This is a genomic window from Streptomyces sp. N35 (assembly GCF_016464295.1).
GTDB lineage: Bacteria > Actinomycetota > Actinomycetes > Streptomycetales > Streptomycetaceae > Streptomyces.
In genome coordinates, this window is record NZ_JAEIMH010000006.1 from 15,433 (window position 1) to 39,805 (window position 24,373).

The window sequence follows — 24,373 nt, forward strand, 5'->3', positions numbered from 1 at the left end:
ACCACCCGCCATGCCCACCAACCGAGTCGACGCCTTCAGCGACCTCCAGGACACGTTCTTCAGCTACATCCGCGACATCAAGTACGCCACGATGATCACCGTCGACCGCGAGAACCGCCCCCGCGCCCGGGTACTGCTCCCCGTGTGGGAGGTCGTCGACGGCCGCCCGGTCGGCTGGCTCGCGGCGTACAAGACCCCGGTGAAGACGGCCCACTTGGCCCACAGCCCGCACACCACGTACTCCTACTGGAACCCTCGCCAGAACACCGTCCATGTCGACGCCCTCTCCACCTGGGCCGACGACGAGGCCACCAAGCACCACGCCTGGGACCTCTACCGCAGGGGCGGCCCGCCGGGGGTGGGGTACGACCCGGTGCACTACTGGCGGGGCGGTCCTGAGGATCCCGAGTACCACGTGATCCGCATCGAGCCGTGGCGGATCCAGCTCGTACGGGGGTCGGATCTCCGCAGCACGATGTGGCGGGCCGACACCGCTCTGGTGCCGGGCGCCTAGAGCGGGCCGGGCCGGGGTTCCGCAATGAGCCCCGGTCCGGCGCGCTGTGTGCACGGCGCTTGCGCACCGTGCTTGCGCACCACCCTCGCGCTCCCCGCAGACACGGCAGTTCCGGCAACCCGATTCCTCCGGGCCGCGGCAGATGGGAAGATCGCCCGATGCCGGTCGATGCGCACCTTCTCGCCGCGTTCACACTGAGCACGGTCATCGCCCTGGTCACCCCGGGGCCCGACATGCTGTTCGTGCTCGGGTGCGGCATGCGGGGCGGTGCCCGCGCCGGGCTGCTGGCCACCGCGGGCGTGATCACAGGAGATGCGCTGTACATCGTCGCGGCGGCCGCCGGACTCGCCGCATTGCTCACGGCATTCCCTGTCGTGTTCACGGTGCTTCGGATCGCGGGTGCCGCGTATCTGATCCACCTCGGTGTGCAGATGATCCGGCGCCGCAAGACAACGCCGGCCGGCGATCCCGTCGCCGGCGGGATGCCGGGGCGGCGTGCCTTCCTCAATGGCGTGGTGTCCTCGATGGCCAACCCGCAGACGTTCGCGTTCATGGCCGCCTTCCTGCCCCAGTTCGTCGATCCGGCGGCGGGGCCGGTCTGGCTGCAGTTCGCCGTCCTCGGCGCCGTCCTGATCGTCCTGGAGTTCCTGGCCGACGGGACGGTGGGTGTCCTGGCAGGGCGGCTCGGCGGCTGGCTGCGCGGCCGTGAGGCGGTGCGCCGCAGGATGGACGCCGCGACCGGAACCCTCTTCATCGGCCTGGGCGCCACCCTCGCCATCGACCGCTGAGCTCACGCCCAGGGCGTGTCTTTCGGATCAGGCGTCGCGGCCCGGCCTGATCCGAAAGACGCGCCCTAGCGGCCCTTCCTCACCCACGCGGCAAAGTCCTCGATGCCGTCGATCAGCGCCTCGAAGCGGAAGGAGTGAAAGAGGTCGAAGGCGTGGTGGCCGCCCGGGAGTTCGACGTACACGACCGGGGAGGTGGAGACGGCGCGCAGGGTGGTGACGAGTGCCTTGGGGTTCTCGGTCGGCACCAGCTCGTCGAGGTCGCCGTGCGCGATCAGGAACGGCGGGGCGTCCGGCCGCGCGAGCAGCGCCGGGTCGGTCGCGGGATCGCCGTCGAAGTACGACCTGAGATAGCCGTTGAGCGCGATGGCGGCGGTCACCGAGGTGTCCGCACCCTCGAACCCGGGCTGATATGCGGGGTCGTTGGGAGTGAGGGCGGCGAGCGAGGCCATGTGCGCGCCCGCGGAGCTTCCCGTCACGAACACGGCCGCCGCAGGGTCCGCGCCGTACTCCTTGGCATGCTCGCGGGCCCAGGCGATGGCCCTCTTCGCGTCGATGAGGTGGTCCGGGTGGGAAACGTTGGGCCGCAGGCGGTAGTTGGCGCTGACGCAGACCCAGCCCTGGCTCGCGAGCCGGTAGAGCAGCGGCAGTGCCTGGGTGTCCTTACGGCCCTGGTCGTAGTGGCCGCCGTGGAAGTGGATCAGCACGGGGCCACCCTCGGGGCGCGCGCGGTGGTGATAGACGTCGAGGAGGTTGCGGAGGCCCGCATCCCCGTAACTGAGATTGCGCACCCGCTTGACGTCCCCGCGGCGCCGGAAGACGGGACGGAGCAAGATGCGCGCCAGCGGTGGACGGCGGCGGGTCGCCAAGCCCTGGCCCAGCGCCTCGTCCAGCGCCCGCCTGACCACCGGCGCCGTCCGTATCCCGCGGCGGGCCACCACCACGAGACCGGCGGCCGAGGCAGCGGCCAGAGCGACGGCCGCCCAGTCGGCAGCTGTGGCGATATCGCCCTCGACGAAGGCCAGCGCCGTCGATGCCGTCAGGCCGTAGAGGGCGAGGTGCGGCAGCTCGTTGAAGACCAAACCGAGCCGGTAACTGAAGTAGAACAGCGGCTTCGGTCCGCGGATCCTTACTAAACAGAACACCGTGATCAGTGCGGCCAACACCGCGGTCGACGCATAGCCAACAGCCACTGGAACCAACCCCGTTCGACGCTTTCATGGAAAGTACCCCACCTGTGGTACCACGGATGGGGTACTTTTGGATACGTGAACCAGGAAAGACGCGATCAGCTCGGCAACGCGGCCATCGCCGTGCTGGCGGAAGCGGGCAGCCGGGGCCTGACGCACCGGGCCGTCGACGCCGCCGCGGGTGTGCCACAGGGGACCACCAAGAACTACTTCCCCACCAGGGACGCGCTGTTGCTGGCGAGCACCCAGCGGATCATCGAGCTGCACGCGGCCATCCCCAGACCTGCCCCCGTCGACCGTGCGGGCCTGACCGCCTTGCTGCGTACGCTCCTTGAACACGTGCGGGGGCCCGGCCGGGTGCGCGTGCTGGCTCTCCTGGAGCTGCAGCGCCAGGCGGTTCGGACTCCGTGGCTGGCGGAGCCGCTCGACGCCTTCGCCGCCGCCGACTTCGCGTACTTCGAGCAAGCCCAGCGCACCGCAGGTCTGCCCGTGACCCCGCGGCGCGCCACCACCGTCACGCTGGCCCTGCATGCCGCGCTTCCCCACCTGGTCGCCGAGGGTCCCGCCACGCGGGCGGCAGCCGGGCTCGACGACCTCGAAGGGTTCGTCGACGGCCTCTTGGAGACGGTGTACGGGCCCGCGTGAAAGCGCTGCCCGCCCACCGATCACCGGTCAGCGCCCCGCCCGCACCTCCAGCGCCGACAGAAACAGCTCGAGCGCGGTCTCGAAGGAGCTGACCGCCATGAGTGGCAATTCGCCCCGCACCTGGGCCAGTTGGGGGTACGTATCGGCCGGCAGTGCCTGATACGCCTCCGCCCAGGCCCGTGTGTCCGCGCCCCGCCGCTCGGGGGCGAGCGCGGCGTGCGCCGCGTCCAGGGCCGCGTGACCGAGCACCGTGTCGATGAAGGCCGCGTAGTGCCGTACCGCCGCGGCCTGGTCGAAGCCGCCGCGCAGCATCAGGCCGATCCCGATCTCCACCGCCCGGAACTCATGGGGTCGGCGCGTCACGCGGTACGCGGCGAGCGCCGCGATCTTCGGATGCCGGCTGTATCCCCCGTAGACGCGGTGGGCCATCTCGCGCAGCCCCGCCAGCCAGTCGCCCTCGGGCGCGAAGCCGTCCATGGTCTCGCCGATGATCCGGTCGGCCAGGGCGAGCAGCAGATCGTCGGTGTCGTGGAAGTACCGGTACAGCGCGCTCGGATCGCAGCCGAGCGCCGCGCCGAGCCGCCGCACGCTCAGCGCCTCCGCGCCGTGCTCGCCCGCGAGACGCAACGCGCAGTCGACGATCAGCTCCTCGGTCAGCACCGTGCCCGCCTTGGTCGGTCTGCGCCGCCGCCGCTCGACCGGAACCCGCCCTGCCGCCATGGCATTCCCTCCCTCGGCCGCCCTTATGTCAACACCATTGACGCAACTTTGGCAAGGCTGTTTGCTCATCGCCTCCGCTCGGCTCGTGCATCACTCCTTGTCCCTGGCCTGAGGAGCTCAACGATGAACAGCTCTACGTCCTCCGGCGCGCCCCCGCGGCTGCACCGTTCCCTCGGCGTCGTCGACGGCGTCGCGCTGGCCGCGTCCAGTACCGCCGCCACCACCAGCGTGGGCATCGGCATGGGCGCGCTCGCCGCGACCGTCGGGCTGCAGGCGCCGGCGATCCTCCTGGTCGCCTTCCTGCCGATCCTCGGCATCGCCACCGCCTACGCTCGCCTCAACCGCTCCGAGCCCAACATGGGCAGCGGATACGTGTGGGTCGGCAAGTCGATCGGCCCCTGGCTCGGCTTTCTGACCGGCTGGGTGACGCTCGTCGGCACCGTCATCTTCATGGCGTACACGAGTGCGGTGACCGGCTCGGTGGTCCTGCAGTTCGCGAACAAGGCGGGCCTGCACGAGCTCCTGGGCATCGGGCTCGACCCCAACTCGACCGCGTTGAGCACGGTGTTGGGGCTCGGAGCGCTCGCCGCCGTGACGGTCACGGCTGTCACCGGCGTACGGCATGCGACGCGCTTCCAGACGTGGCTGCTCGTCTTCGAGTACGCGGTACTGCTCGTGTTCTGCGGCTGGGCGATCGTCACCGGGGAGCACGCCTTCGACTGGTCCTGGTTCGACCCGTTCGCGATCGGGGACGGCACGGCCTTCGCGCAGGGTCTTGTGCTCGCGGTGTTCTTCTTCTGGGGCTGGGACGCGGCGTTCAGCGTCACGGAGGAGACCAAGGACACCCGCGACGTGGGACGGGGCGGCTTCATCGCCCTGTTCACGATGCTGGCGATCTTCCTGTACGGGTCCGTCGCCTTCCAGCGCGAGTTCTCACTGACCGAGCTGATCGAACAGGGGCCGCAGGGACTCACGTATCTGGGCGAGCAGTTGGCCTCCGAGCCCTGGGCGACGCTGCCGCTGCTCGCGCTGATGTGCTCCGCCGTGGCGTCCCTGCAGTCCAGCGTCATCCCGACCGCGCGCGGGCTGCACGCGATGGGACGCGACCGCACGATGGGGCCGCTGTGGACGAGGATCAGTCCGCGCTACGGGTCACCGGCCGCCGGCACCGTCGCCGTCATGGCGATCGCCGCCGTCGTCGCGCTCCTCGCGCTCGCCATCCCGAAGCTGAACGAGATGATCCTCGCCGCGGTCAACTCCATCGGCCTGATCGTGGCCCTGTACTACGGCCTCACCGCACTCGCCTGCGCCGTGCGCTTCCGCTCCGATCTGCGCACCGCTCCCGGGCAGGCCGTCCGCTCGGTGCTCGCACCGGGACTGTCCGGAATCGCCCTGCTCTGCATCGGCGGCTATCTCGGACACTCGTACTTCACGATGAGCGATCACTTCGAACTCAGCCCGGACAACGGCTGGTTCATGCTCGCCGTACCCGCAACGGTGGTCGCGTCCGGACTGGTGATGGCCGCCTGGGCGAAGTACCGGCGGCGCTCGCCCTACTTCGAGAAGCGGGGTTTCTCGCTCGCCGCTCCCGAATCCAGTGACTGAGCCCTTTTCCTACCGCTTTCCCTACCGCACACCGTCCCCACCGCAAGGAGTTCCGCGATGCACGCCGATCTGGTCTTCACCGGCGGCCCTGTCCACACCGTCTCCCCCGCCCGCACGAGGGCCACGTCCGTCGCGATACGCGGGGAGCGGATCGTCGCCGTCGGGCAGGACGAGGTGCGCGAGCTGATCGGGCCGCGCACCGAAGTCGTCGACCTGAAAGGGAAGTTGCTCATCCCTGGCTTCCAGGATGCCCATGTGCACCCGGTCGGCGGCGGGATCGAGCTGGGGCAGTGCGATCTCAGCGGCGCGACGACGCTGGACGAGTACCGCCGCCGGATCCGCGACTACGCCGACGCGCACCCGGACGCCGAGTGGATCACGGGCGGCGGCTGGGCGATGGAGGCCTTCCCCGGCGGCCTGCCCACGGCCGCCGAACTGGACACGTTGGTGCCCGACCGGCCCGTGTACCTCACCAACCGCGATCACCACGGCGCCTGGGTCAACTCCCGCGCCCTGCAACGGGCGGGGATCGACGCCCGTACACCCGATCCGGACGACGGCCGGATCGAGCGGGACGCCGACGGCTCCCCCACCGGGATGCTGCAGGAAGGCGCCGCGAACCTGGTCGGCAGGCTGCTGCCCGAACTCACCCTTCAGGAGACGATCGCGGGCCTCCTGCGCGCGCAGGAGCTGCTGCACTCGCTCGGGATCACGGCCTGGCAGGACGCGCTCCTCGGCGAGCTCGGCAACCTCAAGGATCCGACGCCCGCGTATCTCGCCGCGGCGGGCGACGGCCGGCTGACCGCGCGCGTCGTGGGCGCGCTGTGGTGGGACCGGGCGCGCGGCACCGAGCAGCTCGACGAACTCCTCGCCCGGCGCGAGGCGGGGACGGTGGGCCGGCTGCGCTGCACCAGCATCAAGATCATGCAGGACGGTATCGCCGAGAACCACACGGCCGCCCTGCTCACCCCGTATCTGGACGGCTGCGGCTGTACGTCGGACAACAGCGGCATCAGCTTCGTCCCGCCCGAGGAGCTCCAGAAGTACGTGACCGCGCTGGACGCGCACGGATTCCAGGTGCACTTCCACGCGCTCGGCGACCGTGCGGTACGCGAGGCACTCGACGCGGTGGAGGTGGCGCGGCGCACCAACGGCTTCTCCGATACGCGGCCGCATCTGGCCCACCTCCAGGTCGTGCACCCGGACGACATCGGGCGCTTCCGTGCCCTGGGCGCGAGCGCCAATCTGCAGGCGCTGTGGGCGGCGCACGAACCGCAGATGGACGAGCTGACGATTCCGTTCCTCGGCGCCGAACGCTCGGCGACTCAATACCCGTTCGGTGCGCTGCTGCGCTCGGGGGCGACGCTCGCGGCGGGCAGCGACTGGCCGGTCAGCAGTCCGGACCCCGTGCAGGCGCTGCATGTGGCGGTCAACCGGCGGCTCCCGGAGGCGCCTGAGGGGACCGGGGTGTTCCTGCCGGAGCAGCGCATCGACCTGGGCGCCGCGCTGGCCGCGTACACGGCGGGCAGCGCGTATGTGAACCACCTCGACGACGAGACCGGGACGATCGCGCCGGGGTATCTGGCGGATCTGGCGGTCCTCGACAGGGATCCGTTCGCCGGGCACCCGGAGGAGATCTGCGAGGCTCGGGTGGAGCAGACGTTCGTGGGGGGTGTGCGGGTGTTCTCGCGCTGAGGCGTGGTCTCGGGGCGGGGCGGGTGTGCGGGTGTTCTCGCGCTGAGGCGCGCTCTCGGGCCCAGGCAGGTGTGCGGGTGTTCTCGCGCTGAGGCCTGGTCTCGGGCCGGGGCCAGTCCGTGAACGCGCGGCGGCCCGTCCATCCGGAAGTTCCGGACGGACGGGCCGCAGGCTTCGTGACACGTCCCCGAGCAGGACGCCTCGCGCATCGATCGGCCGCTCCTCGACTCCGGTCGCCCTCACCAGGTGAGGACAGCGACGTGACCGGAGCCCACGCCTATCTCCTGCCGGTACATCCGCTCCTCCACGGGCCACGGGGCGGAGCCTTCTCCGCAACATAGGCAGCACCATGTCCCGCCCCCGAGGAGAACCCCGCCGCCGTCGCCCCGCCGCTCGGCGGGGTCCAATCGGATGACGAACCGTCAGCAAGTTCCGCCGATCGTTTGACATCGCGTCAGGAATACGGAGTGGCTGATTGACGCGCCGTCAGGACACCGGGCCCGACCGTCAGAAACCCGCCTGGAGCGGGTGATTCACGCATCCGATGCCGCATTGACCAGGACTTCTCCCGCGGCCGACCGGAAGTAGAGGACCGAGCGGCCCGCTCTGCGGCGCACCGCGAGACCCGAGTCGAGCAGCACTTTCAGGTGGCGGCCGACCGAGCCGAGTGCCTGGCCGGTCAGGGCGACGAGCTGGGTGGTGCTCTTCGGTGTGTCGAGGAGCACGAGGACCCGGGCGCGCGCCGGGCCGAGGAGCGCGCCGAGGGACTCCGGAACGTGCGCACGCCCCGCCTCGGCCAGCACGCCGGAACACGCGTACACCAGGGCGTGCCGGCTGCCGTCGGGGCGCCACGCCACCCAGCCGCCCTTCATGGTCACCGGCACGAACAGCAGCTGGGTGGCGTCCAGTTGGCGCGGCGGATAGTCGTACGCGTTGATCCGCAGCCTGCCGTCACCGAGCCAGCGCATTCCGGGCCGCAGCCCGTCGAGCGCGGCACTCCACCCGCTGCGGCCGAGCTGGGCGGTGCGGGCGGCGATATCGGCCTCGAGGATCCGGCGCCGGCGGTCCCAGTCCGGCCGCACGGTGTGGGTCCAGACCCAGTCGAGGAGGTCGGCGGTGCGTTGCGGCAGATCGTCGCGGTCGAGAGCGGGCGGGAGCGGGCCGCCGAGCGCGAGTGTCAGATCCTCGCGCGCGGTCGCGGGAGGGGTCCCTCGGATCTCTTCCAGTTCCTCCTCGAACGACTGCCTCCCGTCCGGGTCCGGGGTGGGGGTCAGATAGTCAGCGGTCCAGGTGGGGCCGAGGGCGGCCTTGATCGTCCGCGCAGTGAGCGGATCGGCGGCGAGGCGCTCGCGGTAGGCGGGCAGATGGGCCCCCAGCCAGGCGTGCTCGCCGGGGTGGTGCGGGGTGCCGCGTTCCAGGGCCTTGAGGGCGGCGGCGGTCTCGGCGAGCGGGGAGATCACGAAGCGGCTGTCGGCGAGGGTGTCGGTGCTGATGAGCCACAGACCCATGGGCTGCTCCTACCGCCTTCTCTTGCCTCGCGTGCGCTTCCTCTTGCTTTCGCGTGCGCTTCTCTCGCTTTCGCGTGCGCTTCCTCTCGCTTTCGCTCGTGCTTCCCCTTGCTTTCGCACGTGCGCGAAACATTAACCTCCGTCGCCCGCGCCCTGCGAGAACACCCCCATGCGCACCTATCGCGACCTCTTCGCCACCCCGGAGTTCACGCCCCTCTTCCTCGCCTCCGCCGGACATGTCGCAGGACAGACGATGAGCGGTCTGGCGCTCGGCACGCTCGTCCACACGGCGACGGGCTCACCGCTGCTGACCGCGCTCGCGATGTTCGGTCCTTCGCTCGCCCAGGTGCTCGGCGCGACCCTGCTGCTTTCCGCGGCCGACCGGCTGCCGCCGCGGGCCGCGATGACGGGCCTGGCGCTGCTGTTCGCGGCGGGTACCGCGGTGCAGGCTCTGCCGGGGATGCCTGTCCGGGGGACCTTCGCCGTACTTCTGGTCCTCGGCATGGCCGGAGCCCTGGGCGGCGGGGTGCGGTACGGCCTGGTCAACGAGGTGCTGCCCAGGGACGGTTACGTCCTCGGCCGGTCCCTGCTCAACATGTGTGCGGGCACGATGCAGATCGCCGGATTCGCGCTCGGCGGTCTGCTCGTGGTCACGCTCTCCGCGCGCGGGACGCTGCTCGTGGCAGCGGGTCTCTACCTGGTCTCGGCGGCTTCCGCCCGCTTCGGCCTCTCCCGCAGGCCCGCCCGCGCACAGGGCAGGCCGTCCGTGGCGCAGACCTGGCGCACCAACGCCCTGCTGTGGTCCGGCCGTTCGCGCCGCCGCGTGTATCTCGCGCTCTGGGTGCCGAACGGTCTGGTGGTCGGCGCCGAGTCGCTGTTCGTCTCGTACGCGCCTGCGCAGGCGGGGCTGCTCTTCGCGTGCGCCGCGGGCGGCATGCTCCTCGGCGACATCCTCGTCGGCCGCTTCGTCCCCACGGCCTGGCGCCCCCGCCTGGGCATACCTCTCCTGCTGCTGCTCGCCGCGCCCTATCCGCTCTTCGCGCTGCGTCCGGCCGTGCCGGTCGCTCTCGCCCTCGCCGCGCTCGCCTCGGTGGGCTTCGCGGCGAGCCTGATCCAGCAGGAGCGCCTGATGTCCCTGACCCCGCATGAGCTGAGCGGCCACGCGTTGGGCCTGCACACCTCCGGCATGCTCACGATGCAGGGCGTCGCGGCGACCCTCGCGGGCACCCTCGCCCAACTCACGTCGCCGGCAGCGGCGATCGCGGCGATGGGGTGCCTGTCACTGACGGTGACGCTGACGCTTGCCCGCGGACTGAGGGCGACGAATGACCCCGCTGCGGCCCCCGTACCCGCGAGGACCGAGGAGAACAGCGCGCCCTGAGGCGGCACCGCCCGTGCGGCTCGCTCAGCCCACCCGCACAGCCTCCTGCCGCACGCTGCCGGTGAGGGTCATCCCGTCGGCGTGCCGATCCGCAGCCGGTTGCCGTCGGGGCCACGCAGCTCGATCTCACGCGCCCACGGAGCATCCTCCGCCCGCACACCGAACTCGGAGGCGATGACATCGACATCCAGAACGCGGAGGTAGACCAACGTGTCGGGGCGGGCATCGCCGCTGTGCTCCGACAGGAACAACCGCACCCCGCCCCGGGCCACCTCGACGAACGCGGGAAGTTCCGGCGCGAAACGGTGTTCCCACTGTTGGGTGAAGCCCAGCCGCTCGTACCAGGAGACCGCCGCCGCAGCGTTCTCGACGCGGAGAATGGGAATCGCTTCCTCGTTCATGGCGCCATCGTCGCAGACCGCCCAGGGCGCACATCGTTTACGGCATCAGCAGGTCGTACGGCCGCTCACTGCACGCCGGGGCATGCTGCGTCCGACCGTACGGTCCTGTGCCCCGGTCCTCTTCGGCCGTGGCGCCGAGAACAGCGGATCCACCGTGAGCAGCTCGATCCCGACCGGGGCGGCCAGGGCACGCAGGGCCGGTTCGGACAGGCGGATACGGGGGTGGTACGCGCCCAGGAGTGAGGTGAGGCGCTGCTCGGACGTGAAGGCGACGGCGGTGCGAAAGCCGAGGGGCGTGCGGAAGAAGCGGGGGCTCATGCCCGTGGGACCCGGCCGGACGGGGACGAACAGCGGTCCGGCCGGGCGCTGTTCACCAGGCTCGGCGTCCTCGGCGAGAGCGGCTGACGACATGGCGTACTCCTCAAGAGCGTGCGGGCCCGGACGGCGATCGCTGCTGCAGCGACGATATGCCCGGGTGCGCCAGGCGTGCGCAGCCGTCTCACCATGCTGACGCGCGTTTGACGCGACCGTTCAGCCCTGAGGCGTCTCTCTCGGATCTCGCCAGGGGCGCGGGGTCTGGTGCGCGCATCTGCCCCCGCTTCGGTATCCGCAGAGGGCGTCGCTCCCGTGGCCGGCAAGATCCAAAAGAGACGCCCTAGCCCGCGAACCGGTCGCGCAGCTCCCGCTTGAGGATCTTGCCGCTCGCGTTGCGCGGCAGTTCGTCGACGAACAGGACGCGCTTGGGGGCCTTGAAGGCCGCGAGCTGCTCCTTCGCGTGCGCGACAAGGTCCGCCTCGGTGACCTCACCGCGGGCCACCACCACCGCCGTGACCGCCTCGATCCAGCGCTCGTCCGGTAGCCCGATGACGGCCGCCTCGGCCACCGCCTCATGGGTGTAGAGCGCGTCCTCGACCTGCCGGGACGCCACCAGGACTCCCCCGGAGTTGATCACGTCCTTCACCCGGTCGACAACGGTGAAATAGCCCTCGGAATCCCGCACCGCGAGGTCGCCCGAACGGAACCAGCCGTCCCGGAAGGCCTCCGCCGTCTCCTCGGGCTTGTCCCAGTAGCCCTCGCACAACTGGGGTGAGCGGTAGACGACCTCGCCGGGTGTGCCGTCCGGCACCTCCTTGCCGGACTCGTCCACGACCCGGGCCTCCACGAACAGCACCGGCCGCCCGCACGAGTCCATCCGGCCCTCGTGCTCCTCGGGGCCGAGCACGGTCGCCAGCGGCCCGATCTCGCTCTGCCCGAAGCAGTTGAAGAACCCGAGCCCGGGCAGCCTGGCCCGCAGCCGTTCGAGCACGGGCACAGGCATGATCGACGCCCCGTAGAAGGCCTTGCGCAGAGCGGTCAGATCGCGCCGGGTGAAATCGGGGTGGTTCGCGAGGGCGATCCATACGGTGGGCGGCGCGAAGAGGCTGTCGTGTCCGGCCTCGACCAGATCGAAGATCCGGTCCGCCGCGGGCGCGTCGATGACAGTGTTCTCCGCGCCCACCGCGAGATACGGCAGCAGGAACACATGCATCTGCGCCGAGTGGTAGAGCGGCAGCGAGTGCACGGGCCGGTCGGTCTCCGCGAGGCCGAGGGCATGGATCGCGCTGACGTACTCGTGGACCAAGGCGCGGTGCGTCATCATCGCGCCCTTCGGGAGGGCCGTGGTGCCGGAGGTGTACAGGAGCTGCACCAGGTCTTCCGGGGACGGTTCAGGACCGTCGTACACGGGTGACGTCCGCAGTCGTTCGAGCAGCGAGTCGTCCTGGTCGCGCAGCGCCAGGACCCTTACGTCATCGGGCAGTCGGCCGGCGAGTGCGGGATCGGCCAGGACCAGCGTGCTCCCGGACTGGCCGACGATGTACGCGAGATCGTCGCCGGTGAGGTGATGGTTGACCGGTACGTGCACCAGGCCCGCGCGCGAGCAGCCGAGGAAGCCGATCAGATAGGCGTCGGAGTTGTGGCCGTAGGCCCCCACGCGGTCGCCGGGCGCCAGGCCCGCGTCGCTCAGGACCCGCGCCGCCCGCGAGACCGCCTCGTCCAGTTCGGCGTAGGTCCACGTGCGGTCCGCGTAGCGCAGAGCGACCCGCTCGGGGGTGCGCCGGGCGCTGCGGCGGAGCATGGCGTCGACCGTGTTGCTGCGTACACCCGTCATGCACGTGATCCTGTGCCGGACCGCGGACGCGGGTCAAGAGCCGTGAGCGCGGGACGCAAGACCGACTCCTGTGTACCGGCACAGTCCCCCTGTGACGCGGCACAACCACCGCGCACGGAGGGACGACAGGTGACCTACCGGTAGGTACGCTCAACTGCCCCTGCCCGCACATCCGTTGGGAGGACACATGCGCCAGCGCGCGAGACGTTTCGTACTCCTCGCCACCGCGCTGCTCACCGCGGCCGCCACCGCGGCGCCCGCGCCCGCCGCCGACCAGGACCGCGGTGACCGGCATCCGTCGCACGGCGGACTTTCGGCCACCATCCGCTATACCGAATACGGCATCCCGCACATCCTCGCGGGCAACTACACCGATCTGGGTTTCGGCACCGGGTGGGCACAGGCCCAGGACAACGTCTGCGTCCTCGCCGAGAGTTTCGTGACGCTGCGCGGCGATCGGTCCAAGTACTTCGGCGTGGACAAGGCGCCCGACGGCTCCCTGTCCTCGGCCACGACGAACGCCTCCAGCGACCTGTTCTTCCGCGGGATCAAGGAAGCCGGCACGGTGGAGAAGCTCGCCGAACTCCCGCCGCCGCTCGGCAACCGGCCCGAGCAGAAGAAGCTGGTCCGCGGGTTCGCGGCCGGTTACAACGCCTGGCTGAAGCAGAACCGCATCACGGACCCCGCGTGCAAGGGTGCCGACTGGGTACGGCCCGCGACCGAACTCGACATGTCACGGCTCGCGTTCGCGCTCTCCGTCCTCGGCGGCCAGGGCCGTGCGGCGGACGCGATCACCAGCGCACAGCCGCCGGCGGCCGGCGCGCGGGCCAAGGACGTCTCCCCGAAGGCAAAGGCAGAGGCGGCCCGCGACCTGTTCGCCACGGACGAGGCCGCGATGGGCTCCAACGCGGTCGCGTTCCACGGAAGTACGACGGCGAACGGCCGCGGTCTGCTGCTCGGCAACCCGCACTACCCCTGGCAGGGCGGCCGCCGCTTCTGGCAGGTGCAGCAGACCATCCCCGGTGAGCTCAACGTCTCCGGCGGCTCACTGATCGGTGCGGTGACCCCGTCCATCGGGTTCACGCCGTACGTCGCCTGGAGCCACACCGTGGCCACCGGCGTACCGATGAATCTGCACCAACTGACCCTGGATCCGGCCGATCCGACGACGTACCTCGTCGACGGCAAGCCGCGCAGGATGACCAAGCGCACCGTCACCATCGACGTGAAGGGCGGCGCGCCCGTCACCCGTGACCAGTGGTGGACGGAGTACGGCCCGGTGGTGACCTCGCTCGGCGCCGAGCTGCCCCTTCCGTGGACGGCCACCACCGCGTACGCGCTCAACGACCCCAACGCGGCCAATCTGCGCGCCTCCGACACCGCTCTCGGCTTCGCGAAGGCACGCAGCGTCAAGGGCGTGCAAGAGGTGCTCCGCACCACGCAGGGCCTGCCTTGGGTGAACACCATCGCCGCCGACTCGGGCGGGCACTCGCTGTACACGCAGTCCCAGGTGCTGCCGCGGATCACCGATGACATCGCCGCGCGCTGCTCCACCCCGCTCGGCAGGATCACCTATCCGTCGGCGGGCCTCGCGGTGCTCGACGGTTCACGCGCCGACTGCGGTCTCGGGCGTGACCAGGACGCCCTGCAGCCGGGCATCCTCGGTCCGTCGCGGATGCCGACCCTGGTGGACGCGCCGTACGCGGAGAACTCCAACGACAGTGCCTGGCTGGCCAACGCCGACCGGCCGCTGCGGGGGTACGAGCGGGTCTTCGGCAACATCGACACTCCGCGCTCGATGCGTACCCGCGGAGCCGTCGAGGACGTGGCCACGATGGCGAAGCGCGGCAAGCTGACCGTCGCGGACCTGCAGCGCCAGCAGTTCGCCAACCGGGCACCGGCCGGCACCCTGGGCGCGGCCGAGGCGGCGCAAGCCTGCGCTCAGCTGCCGGGCGGCAAGGCAACCGGCAGTGACGGCACGGTCGTCGACGTGACGAAGGCGTGCGCGGTCCTGAAGACCTGGGACCGGACCATGGACACGGACAGCCGGGGCGCGCTGCTCTACGACCGGTTCTGGCGGGGCATGCGCTCCGCGCTCGGCTCGCAGGGCGTGTGGACCGTGCCCTTCGACCCGGCCGACCCGATCCGCACCCCGCACACCCTCAACACCGCCTCGCCCGCGTTCGCCCGCGCCCTCGCGGATGCCGTCACCCAGCTCACGTCGGCCGGTATCGCCTTGGACGCCCGCCTCGGTGAGAACCAGTACGTCGTACGGGGCGGCAAGCGCCTGGCCGTGCCGGGTGGCACCGAGTCCCTGGGCGTGTGGAACAAGATCGAGCCGGTGTGGGACCCCAAGTCCGGCTACACCGAGGTGAGTACGGGCTCCAGCCATATCCAGGCGGTCGGCTGGGACGGCTCGCGCTGCCCGGTCGCGCGGACCCTCCTGACGTACTCGCAGTCCCCGAACCCGAACTCGCCGCACTACAGCGACCAGACGCGGCTGTTCTCGCAGGAGAAGTGGGTGACCTCACGCTTCTGCGAGAAGGACATCCACCGCTCGCCCCATCTGAAGGTGGTGAAGGTCAAGGAGCGCCGTCACTGACGGACCACGCTCACCGAAGGGCCGAGGGGTTCCGCCCCTCGGGCCTTCGCCGTTCCCGCGACCGGCCGCGGACACCGAGACCGAAGCCGAATCCGCGGTGAACCCCCGCTCTGCGCACTCCCTTTACGCGCCTGTCGTGTACCTGTAACTTCCGCGCTGCAATAACTTGCAGGAACTTTCCGGCGGTTCTTGCAGGCGCGCGCTGAACTCCCCACCCGGCAGCCCGTATCGGAGAGACGCCCATGAGACACAGACCCATCCGCCCGCCACGGCGCCTGCTCGCGTCGTTCACTGCGGCGGGCGGCCTCCTGTCCCTGCTCTCCGGGACACCCGCCGCCGGCTCGGCACCGGAGGGGAGGGCCGCCGGCGCGAACACGGCGACCGTCTTCTTCTCCACGAAGACCAAGGACTGGCCCTCCACCTACCTCCACTACGCACCGGACGGCGGCGCGTGGACGACCGTGCCCGGCACGCGCATGGAAGCGGCCTGCACGGACTGGGTGAAGCAGACCGTGGACCTCGGCTCGGCCACCGGTCTGGCCGCCACCTTCAACAACGGCAGCGGCACCTGGGACAACAACGGCGGCGCGAACTACGACCTGGGCACGGGCGTCCTCACCGTCAAGGACGGCGTGGTCGCCCACAGCGATCCGTGCGCCGGCACCGGCCCGGGCAAGCCCGGCAACCAGGCCACCGTCTATTACTCCACGGCGACCTCCGGGTGGACGACGACCAACCTCCACTACGCACCCACCGGCGCCTCCTGGACCACAGCCCCGGGCCTCGGCATGGCGGCCGCCTGCACCGGCTGGTGGAAGAAGGCCATCGACCTCGGGACGGCCACGACGCTGCAGGCCACCTTCAACAACGGCAACGGCGTGTGGGACAACAACAACGGCGCCGATTACGCCCTTTCGGCCGGCCTCACCACCGTGAAGGACGGTGCGGTGACCAAGGACGCCAAGGACCCCTGCGCGGCCCAGGAGCCAGACACCCAGGCCCCGACGGCACCCCCCGAGGTCGCCGCGAACGCCGCCCACACGTCCATCGTGCTGACCTGGGAGGCGGCGACCGATGACACGGCAGTGACCAAGTACCAGGTCACCCGCACCGGCGGCACCAAGGGCACGGTCGTCACCGACGTGGGCTCAACCGTGTTCTCGGACACGGGACTCGAAGAGCGCACCGCCTACACGTACACGGTGAAGGCCCTGGACGCGGCCGGCAATGTCTCGCCCGCCTCCGCCGAGGCGAGGGCGACGACCGGCGAGCGGGCACCGGAACCCGCCGCGGGCACACCGCTGGGCACCGATCCGCGCAAGGACCCGATCTACTTCGTGCTCACGGCCCGCTTCCGCAACGGCGACACGGGCAACAACCGCGGCGGCGGCCAGCACGTCAAGTCCGGCAACGCGGCGAACGACGACCCGATGTTCCGCGGCGACTTCAAGGGCCTGGTCGACAAGCTCGACTACATCAAGGCCCTGGGCTTCTCCGCGGTCTGGGTCACCCCGGTCGTCCTCAACCGCTCGGACTACGACTACCACGGCTACCACGGCTACGACTTCTACAAGGTCGACCCGCGCCTGGAGTCCGCCGGCGCCTCGTATCAGGACCTGATCAACGCCGCGCACGCCAAGGGCATGAAGATCTACCAGGACGTGGTTTACAACCACAGCTCCCGCTGGGGCGCCAAGGGCCTGTCCACGCCGGCCGTGTACGGCGTCCGCGACTCCCAGTGGAGCTGGTACTACGACGAGAGGAACGAGGGGTTCACGTACGACGGCCTGACCGTCGAGCCCAAGTCCGGGAAGTCGTACTACAACGGCGACCTGTGGTCGACGGCCGAGCCCTCCGGCAACACCTGCCTGAACTGGGGCAAGCCCACCGGCTCCAAGAGCCCGGAGGGCTACACCCTCTACAACTGCCAGTGGCCGAGCCCCACTTCGGGCATTCTCCCCAAGGACCTGTACCACCAGTGCTGGATCGGCAACTGGGAGGGCGAGGACTCACGCTCCTGCTGGCTGCACGAGGACCTCGCCGACTTCAACACCGAGAACACGGCCGTCCAGAACTACTTGATCGGCGCGTACAACAAGTACATCGACATGGGCGTCGACGGCTTCCGCGTGGACACGGCCGTGCACATCCCGCGTACCACCTGGAACCGCCGCTTCCTGCCGGCCATCAACGAGCGGGTCACTCAGCGGTTCGGGGCGGAAAAGGCCAGGAACTTCTTCGTGTTCGGCGAGGTCGCGGCCTTCGTCAACGACAAGTGGAACCGAGGCTCGGTGAACCACTCCGCACAGTTCTACAGCTGGAAGGAACGCAAGGAGTACGCGGCCGACGACGCCGCGGCCGCGCTCGAGATGTACGCCTACGAGCAGCAGCAGGGCACCGGCAATCAGCCCACGTCCACCAACGCCTTCCTGAACGGCAACAGCTACCACGCCCCGGACCACAGCAAGTTCTCCGGCATGCACATCATCGACATGCGCATGCACATGAACTTCGGTGATGCGCCGAACGCCTTCGGCAACGGCAAGGACTCCGACGACTCCGTCAATGACGCGACGTACAACGTCGTCTATGTGGACAGCCACGACTACGGGCCGAACAAGAGCAGCGAACGCTACGCGGGCGGCACCGACGCCTGGGCCGAGAACATGTCCTTGATGTGGACCTTCCGCGGCATCCCGGCGCTGTACTACGGCTCGGAGATCGAGTTCCAGAAGGGCAGGAAGATCGACTGCGGGCCGAGCTGCCCGCTCGCCACCACCGGCCGCGCCTACTTCGGTGAGCATCTGGCGGGCTCCGTCACGGCCACCGACTTCGGCAAGGCCGGCTCGTCCAGCGGCACGGTCGCCACGACGCTCGACCAGCCCCTGGTCAAGCACCTGCAGCGGCTCAACCAGATCCGGCGGGCCGTGCCCGCGCTGCAGATGGGCCAGTACTCCACGGAGGGCATCAGCGGCCGGATGGCGTTCAAGCGGCGCTACACCGGCGGGGGCACGGACAGCTTCGCGCTGGTCACGGTCACGGGGCCGGCCACGTACACCGGTATTCCGAACGGCACGTACACCGACGCCGTCACCGGAGACGTGAAGACCGTCGCGAAGGGCACGCTGTCCGTCGCCGCCCCCGGCAAGGGCAACCTGCGCGTGTACGTACTGAACGGCCCCGGCAGGATCGGCGGTGACGGGCCCTACCTGAAGTGAACGGACCCATCCGGAACTAAGGGCTGATCGCCAGGAACACGAACGACGCGAACACCACCAGATGCACCCCGCCCTGGAGGAGAGTCGCCTTGCCCGGCACCACGGTCAGAGCGCTCACCACCATCGTCAGGGCGAGCAGCACCATATGGGTGGCGCCCAGGCCCAGCTCGAGCGGCCCGTCCAGCCAGATCGAGGCGACGGCGATCGCGGGAATCGTCAGACCGATACTCGCGATCGCCGAGCCGTGCGCCAGGTTGAGGCTGATCTGGACCCGGTCGCGTCGGGCCGAGCGGAAGGCCGCGAGGGTTTCGGGCAGCAGCACCAGGAGCGCGATCACGACACCGACCGCCGACTGCGGCAGCCCGGCCTTGTCGATCACGTCCTCGATCGTCGGCGAGATCCCCTTGGAGTTGCCGACCACCGCCACCAGCGAGGCGAGCAGCAGCAGCAGGCTGACGAGGGTTTCCCGGTTGGTCGGCGGATGGGCGTGCGCTTCCTCGTCGAGCACCTCGCCGTCGCGGGTGACGGGCAGGAAGTACTCGCGGTGGCGGATCGTCTGCATAGCCACGAACAGCAGATAGAGCCCGATGGACACGATCGCCGCGAAGGCCAGCTGCGCGGTCGTGAACTGCGGACCCTGGACCCCGTGGGTGAAGGTCGGCAGCACGAGGCTGAGGGTCGCGAGGGTGGCCACGGTGGACAGCGCCGCGACCGTCCCGTCCGTGTTGAAGGCGGCTACGCCATTGCGCCAGGCGCCAACGAGCAGGGTGAGGCCGACGATGCCGTTGCACGTGATCATGACGGCGGCGAACACGGTGTCCCGGGCCAGCGAGGACGCTTTCGGCCCGCCGTCGGCCATCAGGGTGACGATCAGGGCCACCTCGATCAGCGTGACGGCGACCGCGAGCACCAGGGAGCCGAAGGGCTCGCCCACCTTGTGCGCCACGACCTCGGCGTGATGGACGGCGGCGAGGACCGCGGCGGCCAGGCAGACGGCGACGAGCACCACCATGGGGCCGGGCAGGTCACGGCCCCAGGTGAAGGCCAGGACCACGAGGGCGATCAGCGGGACGGCGGTCGTCCCGACGGTGGTGAAGGTGCCCGGTTTCGCAGCTGCCATGATCCAACGCTGACAGCTCGCCGGACGGACCACACCCCCGGAGCCGGAGCTCCGGGGGTGCCGGGCGGGATCACATGGGCCGCTCGTGCCCCTCCCAGTAGGGCTCGCGCAGCCGTCGCTTGTACAGCTTCCCGTTGGGGTCGCGCGGCATCGTCTCGATGAAGTCCACGCTCTTGGGCCGCTTGTATCCGGCCAGCTGCCGCTCGCAGTGCGAGAGGATTTCCGTGGCGAGCGCGTCGCCGGCCGTGTACCCCTCGGCCGGCTCGATGACCGCCTTGACCTCCTCACCCCAGTCGGCGTGCGGAATGCCGAAGGCGGCGGCGTCCGCGACGGCCGGGTGGGTGAGCAGCGCGGACTCGATCTCGGCCGGGTAGATGTTGACGCCGCCCGAGATGATCATGTCGATCTTGCGGTCGCGCAGATACAGGTAGCCGTCCTCGTCGAGCATCCCGAGGTCGCCGACGGTGAAGAAGTCGCCGATACGGTTCTTCTTCGTCTTCTCCTCGTCCTTGTGGTACGAGAAGCCGCCGGTCTTCATCTGCATGTAGACCGTGCCCAGTTCACCGGGCGGCAGCCGGTTGCCGTCGTCGTCGAAAATGGCCAACTCGCTGATGGGCCAGGCCTTTCCGACCGTGCCGGGCTTCTTCAGCCAGTCCTCCGCGGTCGCAAAGGCTCCACCGCCCTCACTGGCCGCGTAGTACTCCTCGACGCAGGTCCCCCACCACTCGATCATCGCGCGCTTCACATGGTCGGGGCAGGGCGCGGCACCGTGGATCGCGTGCCGCATCGACGAGACGTCGTACGAGGACCTGACCGCGTCCGGCAGCGCGAGCAGCCGGTGGAACTGGGTCGGCACCATATGCGTGTGCGTGCACTTGTACGTATCGATCAGCCGCAGCATCTCCTCGGGCGTCCACTTGTCCATCAGGACCAGCGGATGCCCGATGTGCAACGACGCACCCGCGAACTGCAACACCGCCGTGTGGTACAGCGGCGAGCAGACCAGGTGCACGTTGTCGTCGAACGGCTTGATGCCGAAGATCCCGAGGAAGCCCCCGAGATGCGCCTCCTCCGGCGGCTTTCCGGACAGGGGACGGCGGATGCCGCGCGGGCGTCCTGTCGTACCGGAGGTGTAGTTCATCACCCAGCCCTGAGTGCGGTCCTCGGGCACCGACTCCGGCTGTCCGTCCAGGAGTTGGGCGTACGGCCGGAATCCCTCCACGGAGCCGACCGCGAACCGCTGCTCGGCCGGCAGCTTCGCCTCGTCGGCAGCGTGGATCGCGGCCTCGGCGAACCGCTCGTGCGCGAGCAGCACCTTGGCGCCCGAGTCGGAGACGATCCAGGCGATCTCGGGGCCGACGAGATGGTGGTTGACGGGCACGACGTAGAACCCGGCCTGGGACGCGGCGAGATACGCGGTGAAGAACTCCACACCGTTGGGCAGCACGACCGCGAACGCGTCGCCGCGCTCCAGGCCGGCAGCGCGCAACCCGTGCACGAGCTGGTTGACGGCGGCGTGCAGCCGCCCCGCGGTCCACTCCTCGCCGTCGGGGGCGATGAGCATGACGCGCTCGGGGTCGGCCGTCGCCTGCGCCCAGAAACCGTTGGGTGCTTGGGACATGAAGGCTCCTCCTGGCTTACGGGGTAGGCCGGGGTGAAAAGTCGGGGTCGGTCGGGAGGGGGAGTCAGGGGCAGTAGGGGGCGGTCAGGGGGGCGGGAAGGGAAACGGTCAGGCGCGGCCGGCGATCTTGTTGATGCGGTCGATGGCTCGCTCGAAGCCGCGGGTGAGGTCGTCGAAGACTTCCTGGACGCTGCGTTCGGCGTTCATCCGGCCGACGATCTGGCCCACGGGCGTGCCGAGCAGCGGCGCGATCTCGTACTTCTGGATCCGCGTGAGCGCTTCGGCGACCAGGAGTCCCTGCAGCGGCATCGGCAGCGTGCCGGGCCCGTTCGGGTCGTCCCAGGCGTCGGTCCACTCGGTGCGCAGCTGGCGCGCCGGCTTTCCGGTCAGGGCACGCGAGCGGACCGTGTCGCCGGAGCCCGCGGCAAGGAGCTTCTCCGTGACGGCCCGCGAGTGCATGTCGGCCTCGGTCGTGGTCAGCCAGATCGATCCGGTCCACACGCCCTGCGCGCCCAACGCCAGTGCCGCTGCCACCTGTTCACCGCTGCCGATGCCGCCGGCCGCGAGAACCGGCAGCGGGGCGACGGCCTCGACGCACTCCGGGGTGAGCACCATCGACGCGATCTCGCCCGTGTGCCCGCCGGCCTCATACCCCTGCGCGACCACGATGTCGATACCGGCCTCTGCGTGCTTGCGCGCATGCCGGGCACTGCCCGCGAGCGCGGCGACGAGGACATTGTTGTCGTGCGCGCGCTGGATCACATCGGCCGGCGGCGAACCGAGCGCGTTGGCGAGGAGTTTGATCGGGTAGTCGAAGGCCACGTCCAGCTGGTTGCGGGCCACCTGCTCCATCCAGCCGGTGATCCGCCACCCCGACGCCTCGCCCTCGGCGAGCTCCGGGACGCCGTACTTGGCGAGCGTCTCCCGTACGAACTCCCGGTGGGACGCCGGAATCATCGCCTCGACATCGGCCTCGCTGACGCCCTCGACCTTCTTCGCGGGCATCACGACATCCAGGCCGTACGGCTTGGAGCCGGTGTTCGCCTCCATCCAGTCGAGGTCGCGTTTGAGTTCGTCGGGGGCCGTGTAACGGACCGCGCCGAGCACGCCGAATCCGCCGGCCCGGGTGAGCGCGGCGGCCACGGCGGGGAACGGCGTGAACCCGAAAACGGCGTGCTCGACTCCGAGTTTCTTGCTCAGCTCCGTCTGCATGCGGGCAGGATGCCGCAGCCGCGCGGGCGAGGGAAGAGATTTTCTGACTGAGTGTCAGATTCTTTGCCCGTCACGCCACTCGACCCACCCGAAGCACGGACTCTTGACAGGGACACCACCGCGAAAGAAGGTTTCACTCGGCTGTCGAGATCGCGAAAGTATCTTTCAATATCGATACGCGGAGGAGTACGGCATGCGTGAGGCGCACGCAGAGAACACCGGCGAGGTTCCCAGACGAGCAGCCCTTTCCAGGCGTCGGTTCGGCCAGGGCCTGATGGCACTCGGCGGTGCCGTCGCCTTGGTGCCGTTCCCGGCGGGGCCCGCGACGGCGAATCCCGCGGCGGCGGAACAGGGACATGGCCGCACTTTGCGCCGGGGCTCGGCCGGACAGGCCGGACTGCTGCCGGGCGAGCTGCGCCAACTGGTCGTGGACGCGGAGAAGTTCCTCGGCCCCTCCCCCAAGCACCCGTGGTTCGCGGGCGCCGTGCTGCTCGCGGGCCGCGGCTCCACCGTCGCCCTGCACGAGCCGATCGGCATGGCGGTGCGCTACTCGGCGTACGACGAGAAGACCGACACCGGCGTCGAGTTCCCGGCGGACCAGCAGATCCCGGCGGCCGAGGACACCGTCTACGACCTCGCGTCCGTCTCCAAGCTCTTCACCTCGATCCTGGCCGTGCAGCAGATCGAACGCGGCACGCTCGAACTCGAGGCCACGGTCGCCTCGTATCTCCCGGACTTCGCCGGCGGCGGCAAGCAGGACGTCACCATCCTCCAGCTCCTCACGCACACCTCCGGCTTCCGCTCCTGGATTCCGCTCTTCAAGGAGCCGACGTACGAGGCCAAGCTCCGACGCCTGTGGAGCGAAACCCTCCTGAACGCGCCGGGCACCAAGTACCTCTACTCGGACCTCAACCTGATCTCCCTCCAGCTCGTCCTGGAGAAGATCACCGGCCGAGCGCTCGACGTACTTCTGCACGACGAGATCACGGCCCCGCTCGGCATGCGCCGTACCCGGTACAACCCGCCCGCGTCCTGGAAGCCGAAGATCGCCGCGACCGAGGACGCCCGGCTGCCCTGGTCGGGGCTCGACCGCGGCCTGGTCTGGGGCGAGGTGCACGACGAGAACGCCTTCAGCTTCGGCGGTGTGGCCGGCCACGCGGGCGTGTTCTCGTGCGCGTGGGACCTCGCGATCCTCGGCCGCTGCCTGCTCAACGGCGGCGCGTACGGCCGTACGCGCATTCTGAGCGAGGACTCGGTGGACCTGATGTTCACCGACTTCAACACGGAGTTCCCCGGCGACGAGCACGGTCTGGGCTTCGAGCTCTACCAGCACTGGTTCATGGGCGCGATGGCCACACCCGGTTCGGCGGGCCACACCGGCTTCACGGGGACATCTCTTGTCCTGGACCCGACCACCGACTCGTTTCTCGTCGTCCTCGGCAACTCGGTGCATCCGGTGCGCAGTTGGCGATCGGGATCGGCCCCGCGCGTCGCCACGGCCAACCGGCTCGCGCGCGCTGTGCCGGTGCGTCCGGCGAGCGGGCGCGAGGCCTGGTTCTCCGGCATGGCGGGCGCCACGACCGCCACCCTCGCGCTGCCCACCCTGGACCTGCCTGCCGAGGCCCGGCTGCGCTGTTCCCTGTGGTGGGACACCGAGCCCGGCTCCGACCGCCTTTACCTGGAGGCGTCCACGGACGAGGGCGCCACCTGGTCGCCGCTCGCCTTCACCACGGAGGGCCACGTCTCAGGACCGCACCCGGACGGGTCGGTCACAGGGTGGTCGGGACGCACCTGGCACACCGTCACCGCCGACCTCTCCGGGATCGGCGGCGCCGCGGCCCGGCTGCGCTGGCGTTACGCCACGGACCAGTTGTACGTGGGACGCGGCGCCTACGTGGACGAGCTGCGCGTCCAGGCGGGCCGCCACAAGCTGTTCGACTCCGCGAGGCCCGCGGACGCACGGCGCATCGAGGCGACGGGGTGGACCGTGTCCCGCGACTGAGAACG

18 protein-coding genes are annotated in these 24,373 nt (G+C 70.1%); 9 read left to right on the plus strand and 9 right to left on the minus strand.

The features are described 5' to 3' along the window. Positions 1-10 precede the first annotated feature (10 nt). Together JAO81_RS04670 and JAO81_RS04675 are read left to right on the plus strand one after the other, a co-directional pair. A complete protein-coding gene (locus tag JAO81_RS04670; RefSeq protein WP_199546464.1) occupies positions 11-514 on the plus strand; it encodes a pyridoxamine 5'-phosphate oxidase family protein in 504 nt (167 codons plus the stop codon). Positions 515-672: 158 nt separating this feature from the next. Further along, entirely contained in the window at positions 673-1,302 is a 630-nt protein-coding gene (locus JAO81_RS04675) for a LysE family translocator (protein ID WP_199546465.1), read from the plus strand. A gap of 65 nt (positions 1,303-1,367) precedes the next feature. Here the strand turns inward: JAO81_RS04675 and JAO81_RS04680 are convergent, their stop codons facing one another. Then, positions 1,368-2,492, minus strand: coding sequence for an alpha/beta hydrolase (locus tag JAO81_RS04680; protein ID WP_307813144.1), 1,125 nt, complete (start codon positions 2,490-2,492; stop codon positions 1,368-1,370). A 75-nt stretch (positions 2,493-2,567) separates the two neighbouring features. Here JAO81_RS04680 and JAO81_RS04685 point away from each other — a divergent pair, with 75 nt between their 5' ends. Beyond that, the gene (locus JAO81_RS04685; RefSeq protein WP_199546466.1) at positions 2,568-3,134 is read left to right on the plus strand and encodes a TetR/AcrR family transcriptional regulator; all 567 of its coding nucleotides are present in this window, start codon (positions 2,568-2,570) and stop codon (positions 3,132-3,134) included. Between the two features lie 27 nt (positions 3,135-3,161). On the opposite strand, the gene JAO81_RS04690 is transcribed toward JAO81_RS04685, so the two are convergent. Further along, complete coding sequence (locus JAO81_RS04690) at positions 3,162-3,854, minus strand: TetR/AcrR family transcriptional regulator (RefSeq protein WP_199546467.1); 693 nt, start codon at positions 3,852-3,854, stop codon at positions 3,162-3,164. Between the two features lie 123 nt (positions 3,855-3,977). Between JAO81_RS04690 and JAO81_RS04695 the strand changes: the two genes are divergently transcribed. Next, complete coding sequence (locus JAO81_RS04695) at positions 3,978-5,459, plus strand: APC family permease (protein ID WP_199546468.1); 1,482 nt, start codon at positions 3,978-3,980, stop codon at positions 5,457-5,459. A gap of 57 nt (positions 5,460-5,516) precedes the next feature. Then, positions 5,517-7,154: an amidohydrolase gene (locus JAO81_RS04700; protein WP_199546469.1), complete on the plus strand. Its 1,638-nt coding sequence runs from the start codon at positions 5,517-5,519 to the stop codon at positions 7,152-7,154. 533 nt (positions 7,155-7,687) lie between these two features. On the opposite strand, the gene JAO81_RS04705 is transcribed toward JAO81_RS04700, so the two are convergent. Then, positions 7,688-8,662, minus strand: a complete 975-nt coding sequence (locus tag JAO81_RS04705) for a DUF5937 family protein (RefSeq protein ID WP_199546470.1) — start codon at positions 8,660-8,662, stop codon at positions 7,688-7,690. 169 nt (positions 8,663-8,831) lie between these two features. On the opposite strand from JAO81_RS04705, the gene JAO81_RS04710 reads away from it, so the two are divergent. Continuing rightward, positions 8,832-10,043 (plus strand): MFS transporter, encoded by a 1,212-nt coding sequence (locus tag JAO81_RS04710; RefSeq protein WP_199546471.1) that lies wholly within the window; start codon positions 8,832-8,834, stop codon positions 10,041-10,043. Between the two features lie 68 nt (positions 10,044-10,111). Here JAO81_RS04710 and JAO81_RS04715 read toward each other — a convergent pair whose 3' ends face one another. The 3 genes from JAO81_RS04715 to JAO81_RS04725 form a co-directional block, all read right to left on the minus strand. Further along, the gene (locus tag JAO81_RS04715) at positions 10,112-10,444 is read right to left on the minus strand and encodes a glyoxalase superfamily protein (RefSeq protein ID WP_199546472.1); all 333 of its coding nucleotides are present in this window, start codon (positions 10,442-10,444) and stop codon (positions 10,112-10,114) included. A gap of 45 nt (positions 10,445-10,489) precedes the next feature. Beyond that, entirely contained in the window at positions 10,490-10,855 is a 366-nt protein-coding gene (locus JAO81_RS04720; RefSeq protein WP_199546473.1) for an SAV_915 family protein, read from the minus strand. 244 nt (positions 10,856-11,099) lie between these two features. Beyond that, on the minus strand, positions 11,100-12,593 hold the full coding sequence (locus tag JAO81_RS04725) for an acyl-CoA synthetase (RefSeq protein ID WP_199546474.1): 1,494 nt from the start codon (positions 12,591-12,593) through the stop codon (positions 11,100-11,102). A 187-nt stretch (positions 12,594-12,780) separates the two neighbouring features. Here JAO81_RS04725 and JAO81_RS04730 point away from each other — a divergent pair, with 187 nt between their 5' ends. Together JAO81_RS04730 and JAO81_RS04735 are read left to right on the plus strand one after the other, a co-directional pair. Further along, positions 12,781-15,195 carry a penicillin acylase family protein gene (locus JAO81_RS04730; protein ID WP_199546475.1) on the plus strand — a complete coding sequence of 805 codons (2,415 nt, stop codon included), beginning with the start codon at positions 12,781-12,783 and terminating at the stop codon, positions 15,193-15,195. 242 nt (positions 15,196-15,437) lie between these two features. After that, the gene (locus tag JAO81_RS04735; protein WP_199546476.1) at positions 15,438-18,413 is read left to right on the plus strand and encodes a carbohydrate binding domain-containing protein; all 2,976 of its coding nucleotides are present in this window, start codon (positions 15,438-15,440) and stop codon (positions 18,411-18,413) included. 16 nt (positions 18,414-18,429) lie between these two features. Here the strand turns inward: JAO81_RS04735 and JAO81_RS04740 are convergent, their stop codons facing one another. From JAO81_RS04740 to JAO81_RS04750, 3 genes are all read right to left on the minus strand, one after another. Continuing rightward, positions 18,430-19,533, minus strand: a complete 1,104-nt coding sequence (locus JAO81_RS04740) for a calcium:proton antiporter (RefSeq protein ID WP_199546477.1) — start codon at positions 19,531-19,533, stop codon at positions 18,430-18,432. 70 nt (positions 19,534-19,603) lie between these two features. Continuing rightward, positions 19,604-21,154: an acyl-CoA synthetase gene (locus tag JAO81_RS04745; protein WP_199546478.1), complete on the minus strand. Its 1,551-nt coding sequence runs from the start codon at positions 21,152-21,154 to the stop codon at positions 19,604-19,606. Between the two features lie 108 nt (positions 21,155-21,262). Further along, positions 21,263-22,366, minus strand: a complete 1,104-nt coding sequence (locus JAO81_RS04750) for a nitronate monooxygenase family protein (RefSeq protein ID WP_199546479.1) — start codon at positions 22,364-22,366, stop codon at positions 21,263-21,265. A gap of 193 nt (positions 22,367-22,559) precedes the next feature. On the opposite strand from JAO81_RS04750, the gene JAO81_RS04755 reads away from it, so the two are divergent. Beyond that, positions 22,560-24,368 (plus strand): serine hydrolase domain-containing protein, encoded by a 1,809-nt coding sequence (locus tag JAO81_RS04755; protein ID WP_199546480.1) that lies wholly within the window; start codon positions 22,560-22,562, stop codon positions 24,366-24,368. Positions 24,369-24,373 lie beyond the last annotated feature (5 nt).